The organism is Sulfitobacter sp. THAF37, from assembly GCF_009363555.1.
Classification (GTDB): domain Bacteria; phylum Pseudomonadota; class Alphaproteobacteria; order Rhodobacterales; family Rhodobacteraceae; genus Sulfitobacter.
The window spans coordinates 1,116,647-1,131,217 of the sequence record NZ_CP045372.1; the positions used below are offsets into that span (position 1 = coordinate 1,116,647).

15 protein-coding genes are annotated in these 14,571 nt (G+C 63.3%); 5 read left to right on the forward strand and 10 right to left on the reverse strand.

What is annotated here, in order from left to right:
• Position 1 precedes the first annotated feature (1 nt).
• The 4 genes from FIU94_RS05540 to tsaD are packed head-to-tail and all read right to left on the reverse strand — an operon-like array spanning position 2 to position 2,733.
• Complete coding sequence (locus FIU94_RS05540) at positions 2-421, reverse strand: EVE domain-containing protein (protein ID WP_152464828.1); 420 nt, start codon at positions 419-421, stop codon at positions 2-4.
• A complete protein-coding gene (locus FIU94_RS05545; protein WP_152464829.1) occupies positions 421-693 on the reverse strand; it encodes a YciI family protein in 273 nt (90 codons plus the stop codon). Before FIU94_RS05545 ends, FIU94_RS05540 begins: the two co-directional genes overlap by 1 nt.
• 1 nt (position 694) lies before the next feature.
• Positions 695-1,648 (reverse strand): NAD(P)H-dependent glycerol-3-phosphate dehydrogenase, encoded by a 954-nt coding sequence (locus FIU94_RS05550; protein ID WP_152464830.1) that lies wholly within the window; start codon positions 1,646-1,648, stop codon positions 695-697.
• A complete protein-coding gene (tsaD, locus tag FIU94_RS05555) occupies positions 1,645-2,733 on the reverse strand; it encodes a tRNA (adenosine(37)-N6)-threonylcarbamoyltransferase complex transferase subunit TsaD (protein ID WP_152464831.1) in 1,089 nt (362 codons plus the stop codon). The genes FIU94_RS05550 and tsaD overlap by 4 nt, the downstream gene beginning before the upstream one ends.
• Positions 2,734-2,805: 72 nt before the next feature.
• On the opposite strand from tsaD, the gene FIU94_RS05560 reads away from it, so the two are divergent.
• The 3 genes from FIU94_RS05560 (at position 2,806) to FIU94_RS05570 (ending at position 6,460) form a co-directional block, all read left to right on the forward strand.
• Positions 2,806-3,510, forward strand: coding sequence for a uroporphyrinogen-III synthase (locus FIU94_RS05560; RefSeq protein WP_172975855.1), 705 nt, complete (start codon positions 2,806-2,808; stop codon positions 3,508-3,510).
• A gap of 207 nt (positions 3,511-3,717) precedes the next feature.
• On the forward strand, positions 3,718-4,953 hold the full coding sequence (locus FIU94_RS05565) for a COG4223 family protein (protein WP_152464833.1): 1,236 nt from the start codon (positions 3,718-3,720) through the stop codon (positions 4,951-4,953).
• Between the two features lie 13 nt (positions 4,954-4,966).
• The gene (locus FIU94_RS05570; RefSeq protein WP_152464834.1) at positions 4,967-6,460 is read left to right on the forward strand and encodes a heme biosynthesis protein HemY; all 1,494 of its coding nucleotides are present in this window, start codon (positions 4,967-4,969) and stop codon (positions 6,458-6,460) included.
• 19 nt (positions 6,461-6,479) lie between these two features.
• Here FIU94_RS05570 and FIU94_RS05575 read toward each other — a convergent pair whose 3' ends face one another.
• The 4 genes from FIU94_RS05575 to gmd all read right to left on the reverse strand — a co-directional run bounded on the left by FIU94_RS05575 (position 6,480) and on the right by gmd (position 11,310).
• On the reverse strand, positions 6,480-7,919 hold the full coding sequence (locus tag FIU94_RS05575) for a mannose-1-phosphate guanylyltransferase/mannose-6-phosphate isomerase (protein WP_152464835.1): 1,440 nt from the start codon (positions 7,917-7,919) through the stop codon (positions 6,480-6,482).
• Between the two features lie 176 nt (positions 7,920-8,095).
• A complete protein-coding gene (locus FIU94_RS05580; protein ID WP_152464836.1) occupies positions 8,096-9,262 on the reverse strand; it encodes a DegT/DnrJ/EryC1/StrS aminotransferase family protein in 1,167 nt (388 codons plus the stop codon).
• Positions 9,259-10,188, reverse strand: a complete 930-nt coding sequence (locus FIU94_RS05585) for a GDP-L-fucose synthase (protein WP_152464837.1) — start codon at positions 10,186-10,188, stop codon at positions 9,259-9,261. Before FIU94_RS05585 ends, FIU94_RS05580 begins: the two co-directional genes overlap by 4 nt.
• A gap of 3 nt (positions 10,189-10,191) precedes the next feature.
• Entirely contained in the window at positions 10,192-11,310 is a 1,119-nt protein-coding gene (gene gmd, locus FIU94_RS05590; RefSeq protein WP_152464838.1) for a GDP-mannose 4,6-dehydratase, read from the reverse strand.
• Positions 11,311-11,430: 120 nt separating this feature from the next.
• Here gmd and FIU94_RS05595 point away from each other — a divergent pair, with 120 nt between their 5' ends.
• Together FIU94_RS05595 and maiA are read left to right on the forward strand one after the other, a co-directional pair.
• A complete protein-coding gene (locus FIU94_RS05595) occupies positions 11,431-12,123 on the forward strand; it encodes a fumarylacetoacetate hydrolase family protein (RefSeq protein ID WP_152464839.1) in 693 nt (230 codons plus the stop codon).
• Positions 12,120-12,767: a maleylacetoacetate isomerase gene (gene maiA / locus FIU94_RS05600; RefSeq protein WP_152464840.1), complete on the forward strand. Its 648-nt coding sequence runs from the start codon at positions 12,120-12,122 to the stop codon at positions 12,765-12,767. The genes FIU94_RS05595 and maiA overlap by 4 nt, the downstream gene beginning before the upstream one ends.
• On the opposite strand, the gene FIU94_RS05605 is transcribed toward maiA, so the two are convergent.
• Positions 12,760-13,566 (reverse strand): alpha/beta fold hydrolase, encoded by an 807-nt coding sequence (locus FIU94_RS05605; protein WP_152464841.1) that lies wholly within the window; start codon positions 13,564-13,566, stop codon positions 12,760-12,762. The two genes, maiA and FIU94_RS05605, sit on opposite strands and share 8 nt — an antisense overlap.
• A complete protein-coding gene (locus FIU94_RS05610; RefSeq protein ID WP_152464842.1) occupies positions 13,559-14,548 on the reverse strand; it encodes a P1 family peptidase in 990 nt (329 codons plus the stop codon). The genes FIU94_RS05605 and FIU94_RS05610 overlap by 8 nt, the downstream gene beginning before the upstream one ends.
• Positions 14,549-14,571: the final 23 nt, after the last annotated feature.

A 14,571-nucleotide genomic window follows, 5' to 3' on the forward strand; every position in this document is an offset into this window, starting at 1 on the left:
TTCAGGGCGTCGTCTTGCCCAGCGCGCAGACGATGCGCCATTCCTCATCCGTTACCGGCTGTACAGACAACCGCGAGTTCCTGACCAATACCATGTCCGTAAGCCGTTCGTCTGCCTTGATCTCGTCCAGGGAGACGCTGCGTGTGAATGGCCTGACGGCCTTGATGTCCACGCATTCCCAGCGATCATCTTCGGTGGTGCTGTCCGGATGCGCCTCGTTGATGACCTCGACAATCCCGACGACCGATTTCTCTTTCAGGGAATGATAGAAAAACCCCCGGTCGCCCACCTTCATGTCGCGCATGAAGTTGCGCGCCTGGTAGTTGCGCACGCCGTCCCACTCTTCGCCCTTGTCTCCTTTGGCAACCTGATCGTCCCAGCCCCATGTGTTCGGCTCGGATTTGAAAAGCCAATGCGCCATCAGCCGATGACCCTGTTCCAGTGGGTCAGGCTCACGTCCGCGAAAAGCCCGGCCTTGGCATAGGGATCGTTGGCGGCCCAGGCCTCTGCTGCGGCCATGTCCGGCACATCGAGCACGATCAACGACCCGATCATTGCCTCATCTTCGTTCAGCAAAGGACCGGCCTGTGCGACCATGTCGGTGGATTTGAGGTATTCCAGGTGTGCCGGCCGGTTTTCGGCGCGAATATCCTGCGCTCCCGGCTTGTCTTTGGCGATGAGAACAACAAACATTCTATTCTTCCTTCAGTGATCGCGCCAGGAGGGACGCCATGGCGCTTGATACATCTTGCCTGTTCTCGATCAGACCGGCAACAACAGCCGTGATCGGTAGATCCAGACCGGCCTTCAGCGCGAGACGATGCACAGCCTTGGCGGTCGCGGCCCCTTCAACGGTCACGGCCCGGTCGAACGTGCCGCCCTCGCCGATGGATTGTCCCAAGCGGTAGTTCCGCGATTGGGGCGAGGTACAGGTCAGCACAAGATCGCCGAACCCGGACAGACCGGAGAGCGTTTCAGGCCGCGCGTCGAGATGTCGGGCGAGACGCTTCAGTTCGGCGAACCCGCGGGTCAGCAACGCAGCCCGCGCGCTTTCGCCCAGTCCGGCGCCCATCGCGGCACCGCAGGCAATGGCGATGACGTTCTTCAGGGCCCCGCCCAGTTCCGCCCCGATGGTATCGGTCGTGCGGTAAAGCCGCAGATTGTCCGTTGTCAGAGCCTGTTGAAGCGCCTTTGCCGCGTCTTCATCTGCGCAGCCAAGGGTCAAGGCGGTGGGCAGACCCCTGGCAATATCAGCGGCAAAGCTGGGACCGGTCAGAATGGCCGCGGTGGCATCGGGAACTTCCGCCGCGATTATCGACACCGGGCCCAGGCCGCTGCCGATCTCCATCCCCTTGCAACAGGCGACCAGCCGTTTGCCCCTCAGAACATCGGCATGAGCCCGCAGCACCTCACGGAGTTTCTGCAAAGGAACAGCGAGCAAGATCACGTCGGCCCCCACGGCCTCTGTCAGGTTATCCGTAACTTGCAAGTTGGGGGGAAAGGGACAATCCGGCAATCGTGCCGTGTTGACCCGCGTGGTTTCCATGTCCCCGGGCCGCCGCGCCCAGAGTGTCACCGGTCCGTTTCCGCAAAGCGAAATGGCCAGTGCGGTGCCAAACGCCCCCGCCCCGAGAACCGAGAAGCTCATGCCTTTGCACCCTTCTTGCCACTTCCCAGCATGGGGGCCTGCACCCGGTCCAGCGGCCAGCGGGGCCGCGCAGCGAGCGTCATGCCATCGGGCGCGCGGGTGCCTGCCTGTTCCGCCGCGGCGAATGCGATCATCGCGGCGTTGTCCGTACACAAGGCCAGCGGCGGCGCGACAAAGGAGGCGCCGAAAGCGTCGGAAACAGTCTCTAACGCCGATCCGATAGCCTGATTTGCGGCCACACCACCGGCAACGCAGAAACTGCGCACGCCCGCCGCCTCCGGCGCGGAGAGGGCGCGGCGGCTCTTTTCGGCCAGAACATCCACCACGGCTGCTTGGAATCCTGCTGCAAGATCGGCCTGATCCTGCCGGGTCAGTCCTCCCCGATCGGCGATCAGGCTGTCGCGGGTCCGCAGCACCGCGGTTTTGAGACCCGAAAAGGACATGTCGCAGCCGGCCCGATCCAGCAAGGGCCGTGGGAAGACAAAGCGTTCGGGGTCGCCCCCTTGCGCCGCGCCTTCAATCGCCGGACCGCCGGGTTGCGGCAGGCCGATCAGGCGGGCAATCTTGTCGAAAGCCTCGCCCGGTGCGTCGTCGATGGTACCTCCCAGGCGACTGAAGGCATCCGGGCCGGAGACCAGCAGGAACTGGCAGTGCCCTCCAGATACCAGCAGCATCAGATAGGGATAGGCGACGCCGTCCGTCAGCCTTGGGGTCAGCGCGTGCCCCGCCAGGTGGTTCACTCCATAAAGCGGCTTGCCTGTGGCCGCCGCCAGTCCCTTTGCGCACATTACGCCAGATAAGACGCCGCCAATCAGCCCCGGACCGGCAGTGACCGCGATGCCGTCAATCCGGGAAAACGTGGTTTGTGCCTTTGTCAGAGCCTGTTCGACACAGATATCCAGCTTTTCCGCATGGGCACGCGCGGCGATTTCGGGGACGACACCGCCGTAGGCTGCGTGCAGTTGTGCCTGTCCCAAGACCACCGATGACAACACCCGCGCGCCCTGCTCATCCACTCTAACGACCGCTGCCGCGGTATCATCGCAGCTGCTTTCCAGTCCGAGGATCGTCCGAGGGTGTGACATGGCCGTACCATTGCAGGGGCGTTTCACGGCAGGTAACACTGGTTCAATCTTCAAACAATGCCGGGATCGCGCATGAGCAAGCCAGTTCTGCTGTTGACCAGGCCCGAGGACAAGTCCCAGGCGTTTTTTGACGGCTTGACGCCTGATGTCACCGCGCGGGCAACGCTGATCGTTTCTCCGTTGCTCGACATCGTCCCGACCGGCGAAGTTCCGCGATTGGCCGATGCCTGGGGGGTGGTCTTTACCTCTGCGCAGGCGGTCAGACTTGCACCGGAGGGGCAGGGCCGACCTGCCTTCTGCGTCGGAGAGACCACGGCAGAAACGGCAGCGGCCCGCGGTTGGGAGGTCCGGCAAGTCAGCGCCACGGCGGACGACCTGCTTGCGGAGCTGGATGGGAGCCAGATCGGCGGACCGATGGTCCACTTGGGCGGTCGGCACCTGAGAGTCGATATCGCCAGGGCGCTTCGGGCACGGGGTGTCGAAGCGATTTCGCAAACATTGTATGATCAGAAGCTTCGCCCCCTGAGCGATGCGGCGCAATCCGCGCTGACAGGCGGCGCACCCGTGGTCGCACCCTTGTTTTCGCTCCGCACCGCAACACATCTTGTCGCGCAGGCGGCGGACCTCGGGCGGGTCCATGTCGCCGCGATCAGCCCTGCGGTGGCATCGGCTGTATCAGACAGGAATTGTGCTGCGGTCATGACGGTGGCCCGGCCGACTGCTGATGAAATGCGCCGCAGCGTTGAAAAGCTGTTGTCTGATGGCGGGTTGGCTTGAAGCTGGGCGGCGAAGACGGGTAAGGTTGTCGGGTCTAACTGGTCGGAAAGATCAGAATCGGAAAGGTGGGTCAGAGTGGCGAGCGGGAAGAAGACAGACGCGGAAGGCGGTCCTGAGAAGCAATCCTCGGACGGCGGGGCGGCCAAGCCCTCCACGACAAAGAGCACAGCGGCAAAGGCTTCAAGTTCCCGATCAAAGACAACCAAGGTGGCCAGCGACACCAAGGCTGATGCACCCGTGTCCAGCGCCAGCGCGGCGGCAAAGAAAGCTTCGGCCAAGCCAGATGCGAAAGAGACGAAAAAGGCCGACACCACCCCGCCGACAAAGGCAAGCAGCACTGCCGCCACGGCGCATAACCCGGCTGCCTCTGCGCCCGCCGCACCGACCGATGGCGCAAGAACGGCGGATATTGATCCGACCCGCAAAGATCCCAAGACGGCGTTTCAGCCGACCCGCCGGGTGATCGCCAAGAGCACCGACAGCATCGAAACGGCGTCTCCGACCAGGCCGCCGGAAGCGGCTTCGCACCAAAGCGGTCGGTCCGGCAGTATCTTCTGGCCGCTCGTTCTGGGCGGTGTGGTTGCTGCGGTGCTCGGCTTTGCTGCGTCGGAAGCGAACCTGCTGAACCTTCGCGGGGCGAATGACGCGGTCGAGGCCCGGCTCGACAGTCAGGCCCGGGACATCGCGGAGCTTCAAGGCGCGGCCCCCCCCGAGGCGGATCTCAGCGGCGTTGAAGAACAGATCGCACAGCTGTCGGAGACGGTCCAATCCTTCGAAACCCGTATCGCCGCGCTGGAAGACCGCCCCGCGAACGGGTCCGGTGACGGGTCCGCCGGTGCCGCGGATCTGCAAGAGATGCGCGCGGCGCTTGACCAGCAGAGGTCCGAGATCCAGCGCCTGCTGGAAAACGCACAGAGCATTGAAGATGCGACTGCGGCGGCGGCACGTGCGGCGGCCGTTCAGGCGGGTGTGAGCAAGATCACGGCGGCAATCAGCAGTGGTGCGGCTTTTGACAGTGCGGTGGATGACCTGAGGGATGCGGGCGTGGACGATCTGCCGCAGCCGCTGGTCGATGGCGCCGCCGAGGGGGTCGCCACCCTGAACAACCTGCAGAATCGCTTTCCCGACGCGGCGCGCGATGCCCTTTCAGCCGCCCGCGCCAGCGGACAGAGCGGTGAGGAAAACGGCGGCGTGACCGCGTTCCTGCGTCGGCAGTTGGATGCACGGTCTGTGCAGCCGCGAGAAGGGTCCGACCCGGATGCGGTCCTGTCGCGGGCCGAAGCGGCCCTGCGGGATGGCCGGGTGTCCGCCGCCCTAGAAGAAATAGAGACTCTGCCCGACGAGGCGAAGACCGCCATGTCTGACTGGATCACCGACGCACGCGCGCGCGCCGGTGCCGAAGCGGGGGTGGAAGACCTGTCGCAAAGCCTGACGGCAAACTAAGGATACCCTGAATATGCTGTGGTCGTTGATTAAGATTATCGTTTTCGTTGCCGTCGTCGGCGCCTTGGCCTGGGGTGCCGGGTACCTGCTGGAAAGTCAGGGTGGCGTGCAGGTCACGCTGATGGGAACGGAATACAGCTTTGGTCCGCTGCAATCCGTCATCGCGGTGCTGCTGCTGCTGCTGGCGGTCTGGTTGCTGCTCAAGATCCTGTCGTTGCTGTCCGCCACGCTGCACTTCCTGAACGGGGACGAGACCGCGTTGAGCCGCTATTTCGACAAGAACCGGGAACGCAAGGGGTTCGAAGCACTCTCGGACGGGTTGATGGCGCTGGCCAGCGGAGAGGGGAAGATCGCGATGGCGAAGGCCGCCAAGGCGGACAAATACCTGAACCGCCCCGCGCTGACCAACCTGCTGACCGCGCAGGCCGCCGAGTTGTCGGGCGATCGTCGCAAGGCGGAAGCGACCTACCGTAAACTTGTGGCCGACGAGAAGACCCGCTTTGTCGGGGTGCGCGGGCTCATGAAGCAGAAGCTTGCCGAGGGTGATACAGATACCGCGCTGCAACTTGCGGAAAAGGCGTTCGCGCTGAAGCCGAAGCACGAGGAAACCGGCGATGTTCTGCTGCGTCTTCAGGCCGAGAAAGAAGACTGGAGCGGCGCCCGCAAGACGCTGAGCACCAAGCTGAAGAACGGCCAGCTGCCGCGCGATGTGCACAAGCGGCGCGACGCCGTGCTGGCCCTGTCCGAAGCGCGCGACGTTTTTGCCGAGGGCAATGACATCGAGGCGCGCGAAGAAGCGATCGAAGCGAACCGCCTGTCGCCCGATCTGATCCCGGCGGCGGTGATGGCCGCTCAGGGCTACATCGACCGCAAGAAGCCGCGCTATGCCTCCCGCGTTCTGACCAAGGCATGGAGCGTGCATCCGCACCCGGACCTCGCGGCCGCTTTTGCCGCGATCGAGCCGGACGAGAAACCCGCCGCCCGCATCAAACGCTTCAGCGCCTTGACCCGTTTGCAGCCCGATCATCCGGAAACCAAGATGCTGCTGGCGGAACTGAATATCGCGAACGAGGATTTCCCCGCCGCCCGCCGTGCGCTGGGCAAGCTGGCAGAGGAAAACCCGACAGCGCGTTCAGTAACGCTCATGGCGGCTATCGAACGGGGCGAGGGCGCGTCGGATACGGTGGTCAAGGGGTGGCTTGCACGTGCGCTGACAGTGTCGCGCGGGCCGCAGTGGATCTGCGAGAACTGCCAGCACATTCATGCAAACTGGAAACCGATCTGCGAAAACTGCAAGAGCTTCGACACGCTGGCCTGGAAGACGCCGCCGATGTCGGAAGTCGCGATGCCGGGTGGCGTCCAGATGTTGCCGCTGATCGTCGGCGCGCCTGCGGATGAGACAGGGGCGGATGGCGCTGAAAAGGTTGCCACCCGCAGCGATATCGAGGACGCGCAACTGATCGTCGATGACGATGATGCGAAAGAGAAGGAACAGCCTGCATCCTGATGGGGCGCGGGTCCTGACCTTAGCCCTTGGCCCCTTGGCCACGGGCGTAGACGTCTTCGTAGCGCACAATGTCGTCCTCGCCGAGGTAGCTTCCCGTCTGGACCTCGATCAGTTCCATGGGGACCTTACCGGGGTTCTCCATCCGGTGTACGGCGCCCAGCGGGATGTAGACGGATTCGTTCTCGCACACGAGCTGCACCTTGTCGTCGATCGTGACCTTGGCCGTTCCCGCGACGACGATCCAATGCTCGGAACGGTGGACATGGCTTTGCAGGCTCAACGCGGCGCCCGGTGTGACGACGATGCGTTTGACCTGAAACCGTCCGCCCAGGATCAGCGTCTCGAAAAAGCCCCAGGGACGGTGATCCTTGGGAAAGGCGTCAGCTTGCGGAATGCTGCGTTTGCGCATTTCTTTGACCACATTGCCCACGTCCGCAACCCTGTCGCGATGGGCGATCAGGACGGCGTCGGGCATTGCAACGGCGACGATACCGTCCAGTCCCAGGCCAACCACCTGCTGGCCCGCGTTCTCGGACCTCAGCAGGCTGTCCATGCAGTCGATCGCCAGTGCGGCGCCTTGCACCGCGACCCCGTCTTCATCTTTACCGGCGTGCTGGTGCACGGCCGCCCAGCCCCCCAGATCGGACCAGTCGCCGTGGTGCTCAATGACGCTCAGGTTCGTCACCTTCTCCATGATTGCATAATCGACGGAGATATCCTCGCAACGGGACCAGGCTTCGGGGTCAAGCCGCAGAAAGCCAAGATCGGGGCGAGCTCCCTCCACGGCGGCCCGTACATGCGTCAGCAAGTCGGGTGCATGGACGGCATAGGCATCGACCAGGGTCCGGGCGGTGTACATGAAAATGCCCGCGTTCCACAGGTAGCCGCCCGACGCCAGCATCCGCTCCGCCTCGGCCAGTTCAGGTTTCTCGACAAAGCGTTTCAGCGGTACGACAGCACCGCCGTCACCTCCGCCGACTTCGAGATAGCCGTAGCCGGTTTCGGGGCGATCCGGATGGATGCCGAAGGTGACGATCTGTCCGGCGACTGCCGCGTCCACCCCACGCTGAACGCTGTCGCGGAATTTGTCAGCTTCGGTGATGTAATGGTCCGAGGGCGCGGCCAGCATCAGGGCGTCCGGGTCCGTCTGCATCTGTACCAGGGCTGCCGCCAGCAGGGCAGGGGCGGTGTTGCGGGCCTGCGGTTCAATCAGGACGGCGCCTGGATCGAGCCCGGCGTCGGCCAGCTGTTGTGTGGCGATGAACCGGAAATCGGAATTGGTGACGATCATCGGGGCAGCGTAGCCCGGCCCGGACAGACGCGTGCTTGATTGTTGGTAGAGGCTGCCCTTGCCGATCAGTGAAATGAACTGCTTGGGAAAGCTCTTGCGGGACACGGGCCAAAGTCTTGTGCCTGACCCTCCGCAAAGGATAACCGGGGTGATTTCCGGTGCTGTCATCGCTTGGTCCTCTTCATTGTTCGGCGCACTATAGATTGCGCATAGCGGCAGGGATATGGCGGGCTGACACACCCCGGCCGATTCTGCCGAGCTGCGCTATTGAGACCCCGGTTTGCTGCACAACTGGAAACACGCGGGTCTGCGGGTCCGAGATGGCCACAGTTACCCTGCGGCACTCAGAGCTTGGCAAGTTCCTTGATCGCCTCGGTCAGGGGATAGTGGTGATTGCCCACGAACAAGCCGTGGGCGTCGATGTAATCAGCGTTTTTCGGAGTGCCGTGAATCTCATGGTCGATATACTGCATGACTTCGTTCTTGGCGAAATTGCCCGCAACGATGGGGCGGCATTCAAATCCCTTTGCCCCAAGGTCGCGCACCATCTGGGCACGGGTCCCGGCGTGATCTTCGCGCAGCACGAGGGAGAAGCCGAACCAGCTCGATTTTCCGATCTCCTTCTGGATCATGACGCGCGGGTGATCGCTCAGCGCCTCTTGCAGCAGTGTTCCGTTGGCCCGACGTCCGTCGATAAGGGCAGGCAGTTTGCGGATTTGTTCTCGGCCCAGGGCACCCGACATTTCCAGCGGGCGCAGGTTGTACCCTGGCAGGACAAAGCGAAAGCTCTCCTCGAAGGGGTCATCGGATTTCTCGCCGGTGACATGGTTGAACTTTGGCAGGTTCCGCGTCCACCCGTGGGCGCGCAAGGACAGCATGACGTGGTACAGTTCCTCGTCATCGGTTACGACCATGCCGCCTTCCATGGTCGAAATGTGGTGCGAGAAGAAGGACGAATAGCTGCCCATGACCCCGAACGTTCCGGCTTGCTTGCCTTCAAAGGTCGCGCCCATGGATTCGCAATTGTCCTCGATCATGACGATCCCGCGCGGTTCCGTCAGCGCCTTGAGGCGGGCAAAGTCGTTTGGGTTGCCCAGCAGATTCACCACCATCAGCGCGCGCGTCTTGTCGGTGATCGCGGCTTCCAGTGCGGTCAGATCGTAGTTCAGCGTTTCGCGGTCGATGTCCACGAATTTCAGCCGCAGGCCATATTGCGATAGGGGAAAATAGGTGGTCGACCAACTGACCGCTGGCACGATCACCTCGTCGCCCCGGTTGAGCTTCAGCGCAGGGTTACGAGAATAGAAGAGCGCCGCTGTCATCAGCAGGTTCGCGGACGATCCCGAATTGACCATGACCGCGAACTTTGAGCCAAACAGATCGGCGAACTCTTCTTCGTATGCGCGTACCTCCGGTCCCATCGAAAACATGTCGGATGCGATTACCCGGTCAATGGCGGCATATTCCGCGTCGTCCCAGGAGGACGTGGCAAGGGGGTATGTAAAGCTCATGTGGCGTAGTGCTCCAGGTAATAGTTGTAGGTTCTGGCGATCCCCTCGCGCAGTGGGGTGGGGGCCTGCCAGCCCCAGGCAGTCTGCCGGTCGGTGGCGCAGAGTTTCTGTTTCATGCCGACGGGGCGGGACAGGTCGTGGGTGAACCTCCCCTCCCAGCCGATCACCTCGGCAACGGCTGCGTAATAATCGTTGATCGAATGGTCATGACCCAGCCCGATGTTCATGGCGCCGGGCAGGGCGGCGGGGTCTTTTACCGCTTTCCAGACGGCACCGGCCAGATCCGCTGCGTACATGAATTCGCGCCGTGCGGTACCGTCGCCCCATATTTCGACTGTTTCCGCACCCGTGCGCATCGCCTCGTGCACCTTATGAATGATCGCAGGCAGCAGGTGCGACGCCTTTGGGTCGAATTTGTCATATGGCCCGTAAAGGTTGCAGGGGATCAGCGTCTTGTAGTGCGCATCCGGGTCTTCAATTCGGATGTAGTCGCAAAGCTTCATCGCCATGATCTTGGCAATCGCATAGCCCTCGTTCGTGGGTTCGAGCGGCCCTGTCAGGATGCTTTCCTCCCGCAGGGGGTTTTTCGCCTGCGCGGGGTACATGCAGGTGGACGCGAGATTGATCAGCCGTGCCACCCCTGCGGCACGCGCGCCCATGATGACGTTGCGGCCGATGGCGATGTTCTGTTCCAAAAATGCCACCGGATGCGCCATGTTCGCCTGAATGCCTCCCACGCGTCCTGCGGCGTGAACGATCACGTCGGGCTTCTGCGCGGCGATGTAGGCGGCGGTCTGGCCGGCATCCGTCAGGTCCACCTCGGCGGAGCCGGGGGCCAGTATCGTCCATCCGGACGCGCCTGTATGGTTTCGGATGTTGAGGCCGACCATGCCGTTGCCGCCGGTGAGAAAGAGCTTGCCCGCCACCGCTCAGTCCTCGCGCGACATTTGCGGATCATACCCGTGATCCTTGAGCACGCGTTCGCGCTGGGCGTTGCGCAGGTCACTGGCGACCATCTCGGCACACATTTCCTGCGCCGTGATCTGTGGGGTCCACCCCAGCTTGGCCTTGGCCTTGGACGGATCGCCCAGCAGCGTTTCAACTTCTGCCGGTCGGAAATAGCGCGGGTCGATACGAAAGATCACGTCCCCCTCCCGCAAAGCGGGAGCCTTGTCGCCGGTGATGCTGTCGACGATGCCGACCTCGTCCACCCCACTGCCTTCAAACTTCAAAGTCAGGCCCAATTCCGCCGCCGACCATTCGATGAACTGGCGAACTGAGTACTGGACCCCGGTGGCAATCACGAAATCCTCGGCGACGTCCTGCTGCAACATCATCCATTGCATGCGCACATAGTCCTTCGCATGGCCCCAGTCGCGCAGGGCGTCGATGTTGCCCATGTACAGGCAGGGTTCCAGCCCCTGCGCGATGTTGCAAAGTCCGCGGGTGATCTTGCGGGTGACAAAGGTCTCCCCGCGGCGCGGGCTCTCATGGTTGAACAGGATGCCATTACAGGCATACATCCCGTAAGCTTCGCGGTAATTTACCGTGATCCAGTAGGCGTACATCTTGGCCACGGCATAGGGGCTGCGAGGATGGAACGGCGTCGTCTCTGTCTGCGGCGTCTCCTGCACCAAGCCGTAGAGCTCGGATGTCGACGCCTGATAGAACCGGGTCTTCTGATCCATCTTGAGAAAGCGAATGGCCTCAAGCAGGCGCAGCGCACCGTTGGCGTCCACGTCGGCGGTGTATTCCGGTGCCTCGAAGCTGACCGCCACATGGCTTTGCGCCCCGAGATTATAAACCTCGTCCGGCTGGACCTCTGCCAGAATGCGGGTCAGGTTCGATGTATCGGTCAGATCCCCGTAGTGCAGGTGAAAATTGCGGTTCCGTTCGTGCGGATCCTGAAAGATGTGGTCAATTCGCTGGGTGTTGAACTGGGATGCGCGGCGCTTGATCCCGTGTACCTCGTAGCCCTTTTCCAGCAGGAATTCCGCCAGATAGGAACCGTCCTGACCGGTCACGCCGGTGATGAGTGCTGTCTTCATGTGATTTTCCTGCCGTCTATTTCGGTCCTTCTATGGCATAGGGTGTGTATAGCCAACACGCTTTCCATTGACGACGCCGGGCTGGCGGTGTTCGTTGCGCCCAGCGAAAGGAGCTTGCCCATGTTTGTTTTCGACCCTCCCCGCCAGGCCAGCCTTGCCGTGCAGGACAGCGATGCGCGTTTCCCTGTACGCCGGATCTTTTGTGTGGGGCGCAACTACGAGGCCCACGCGCGCGAAATGGGCAAGGACCCGACGCGGGAGGCGCCGTTCTTTTTCACCAAGCCTGCAGATGCGGCGGTGGATGCGCCTTGCACCATGCCTTATCCGCCGCTGACCGAGAACCTGCATTACGAGATCGAGTTGGTCATCGCCATTGGAAAGGGCGGCGCGGAAATCGCAGAGGATGACGTGATGGATCATGTCTGGGGCGCTTCCGTGGGGCTGGATATGACCCGCCGCGACCTTCAGGCCGAGGCCAAGGAAATGGGCCGCCCCTGGGACTGGGCCAAGGCATTCGACCAGTCGGCGCCGATTGCAGCGATCAAGCCGCTGGCAGATGTACCGAGTGTAGAGCGCGGGCGCATCTGGCTGGCGGTCAACGGCAACCTCCGGCAGGAGGCGGACCTGTCCGATCTGATCTGGTCGGTGCGTGAACACGTGTCGATCCTGAGCCATGCCATGACCCTTGCTCCGGGTGATCTGATCATGACCGGCACCCCCGCTGGTGTCGGGGCCGTCGTGACGGGTGACGTGATCACCGGCGGCGTCGAGGGCATCGGCGAGCTGAAAGTTACCATCGGCGAGCGCGCATGAGCGACCTGGTTCTTCACAACTACTTTCGGTCCTCCACCTCTGTCCGGGTGCGCGCGGCGCTGAACCTCAAGGGGTTGGCGTTCGACTATGTGCCGCTTTCGCTTTTGCAGGGCGAACAGGCCAGCGCCGCGCATCTGGCGCTGAACCCGTCGGGACTGGTGCCGACACTGGTTACACCGCAGGGGGCCTTGCCCCAGTCGCTGGCAATCCTGGAATGGCTGGATGAGGTGCACCCGGAACCCGCGCTGCTGCCCGACGACCCTTGGGGCCGGGCGCGTGTACGCAGCCTGGCGCAGATCATCGCGCTGGATATCCATCCGGTGAACAATCTGCGCGTCCTGCAGCACCTTGAGACCGAGTTCGGTGTCGATGCGGCGGGCAAGGCAGCCTGGTTCCGCAAGTGGGCAGGGGCCGGGATGCAGGCGCTCGAAACCCGGCTCGCGGCGGAGCCCGAAACGGGCCGCTTCTGCCACGGCGATACGGTCGGAATGGCGGACCTGTGCCTTTATGCCCAGGTGCTGAACAACGCGCGGTTCGAAGTGGACATGAGCAACTGTCCCACGATCCTGCGCATCCATGAGAATTGCATGGCGACCCCGGCGCTGGAACGCGCAGCGCCCGCGCATCAGCCTGACGCTAGCTGAAGGGATGGGCCGACAGAAAATCGTCCAGATGTGACACGACAGACTGCGGGGCGTCCCAGACAATGGAATGGCCCGCATCCTCGACAGTGGCTTCTCGCAGGTCGGCGATACCTTCGAAACCCGGCCGGGCCAGTGCGGGTGGCACGAGAACATCCTGTGCCGCATAGAGGATCAGTGTCGGGCAGGCGATATCCGACAAGCGGGCCTGGGGTCGGAACGCCTTGAAGGCGTCCAGCTGATGCGCCATCGCATCGGCGGTCTGGGCATAGGGATAGGCCTGCGCCGCTTCCAGCGCCGCCTCGACGCTGCCGGGTTGGGCAAAGAATTCCGGCCGGAAAATCCAGGGATAAAGCGCACGAAGCCAAGCTTCCTCGCCTCCGGGCATCCGCCGGATCGCAAGCAGTGCCTCAAACACCGCCGTGGTGCGCGGGCTGCGCACCCGACCCGAGGCCATGACGGTGGCGCTGGCCACCCGGTCCGGGAACAGTCCGGCGACTTCAAGCGTCATCAGCCCGCCCATGGAATGGCCCGCGACATGGAACCGCGGATGTCCCAGATGATCCATCAAAGCGACGACATCCTGCACCATGTCATTCATGGTGGCGGGAGCGTTCACGGGGGTGGTGCGACCGGTGGTGCGGTTGTCGGGACGGATCAGGGTGAAGCGGTCACGCAGCAACGGGATCAGCGGCGTCCAGGCGGCATTGTCGCTCAGCATCCCCGCCAGCAGCACAAGCGGTGGACCATCGCCTTCGATTTCATAGTGCAAGGACAGATCGTCAAGCGTCAGGTCAGGCATTCAGGTCGCTCCAGCAAGGCAGCAGGTCGCCGGGGCGCGGCGTCGCATGGTAGATTGCCCGTGCAATGGCGCGGGACAGGCACAGTGCGGCGGCATGGCCGATCAGCGTCACGTCCCCGGCGGCCCTGCCCGCGGTGCTGAGCGCAAAGACGAGATCGCCGTCATGCGGTGTATGTGCCGGGACGGTGGCGCGGCCGATCCCGTCATGTGCGGCGACGGCGACGCGTTGGCATTGCGCCTTGGTCAGGGCGGCGTCAGTGGCGACTATGGCAATCGTCGTGTTCTCTCGCGGGGACATCGCCCGCATCTTGCGGCTGTCGAGCGTCCTGCCCAGCCCGGTGGCAAGGTCCGGCCCGATACCGCCGAATTCCGCCCCTACCTCGAAGGGGGCGGCGTAAAAATGCCGGTCCCCCGGCGTTGTCACGGCGCCGACCGGATTGGCAGCCACCAGCGCGCCCACGGTGCTGCCATCCGGCAGCACCAGCGAAGCGGACCCCAGACCGCCCTTCATCATCGCGCTGAGCGCGCCTGTGCCGGCGCCTGCGGTGCCCAGCTCGAATTCCGTTGTCGCCGCGTCCAGTGCCTGTCGGCCCAGCGCACGGTAAGGATTCTCGGTCCAGGTTTTGTCGCCGCCGTTCAGCAGGTCAAAGATGATCGCACCGGGGACAAGCGGAATGACGGCCGGGCCGATGGTAAACCCGCGACCTGCCGCCCGCAGCCCGTCAACGACGCCCGAACAGGCGTCGAGCCCATAGGCCGAACCGCCCGACAGCACCAGCGCATCCACCGCATCGACCGATTTGTCCGGGGCCAGCAGATCGGTCTCGCGCGTGCCGGGCGCGCCGCCCATGACATGCACGGAGGCTACGAAGGGTGCCTCGCCGACCAAGACGGTCGTGCCGGATTTCAACGCATCGTCCTGTGCGTTCCCGACCTTCAGGCCGGGCACGTCGGTGATCAGATTTCCGGGTCCGGTATTCATTTCACGCCTGTCGGGATCGGGGT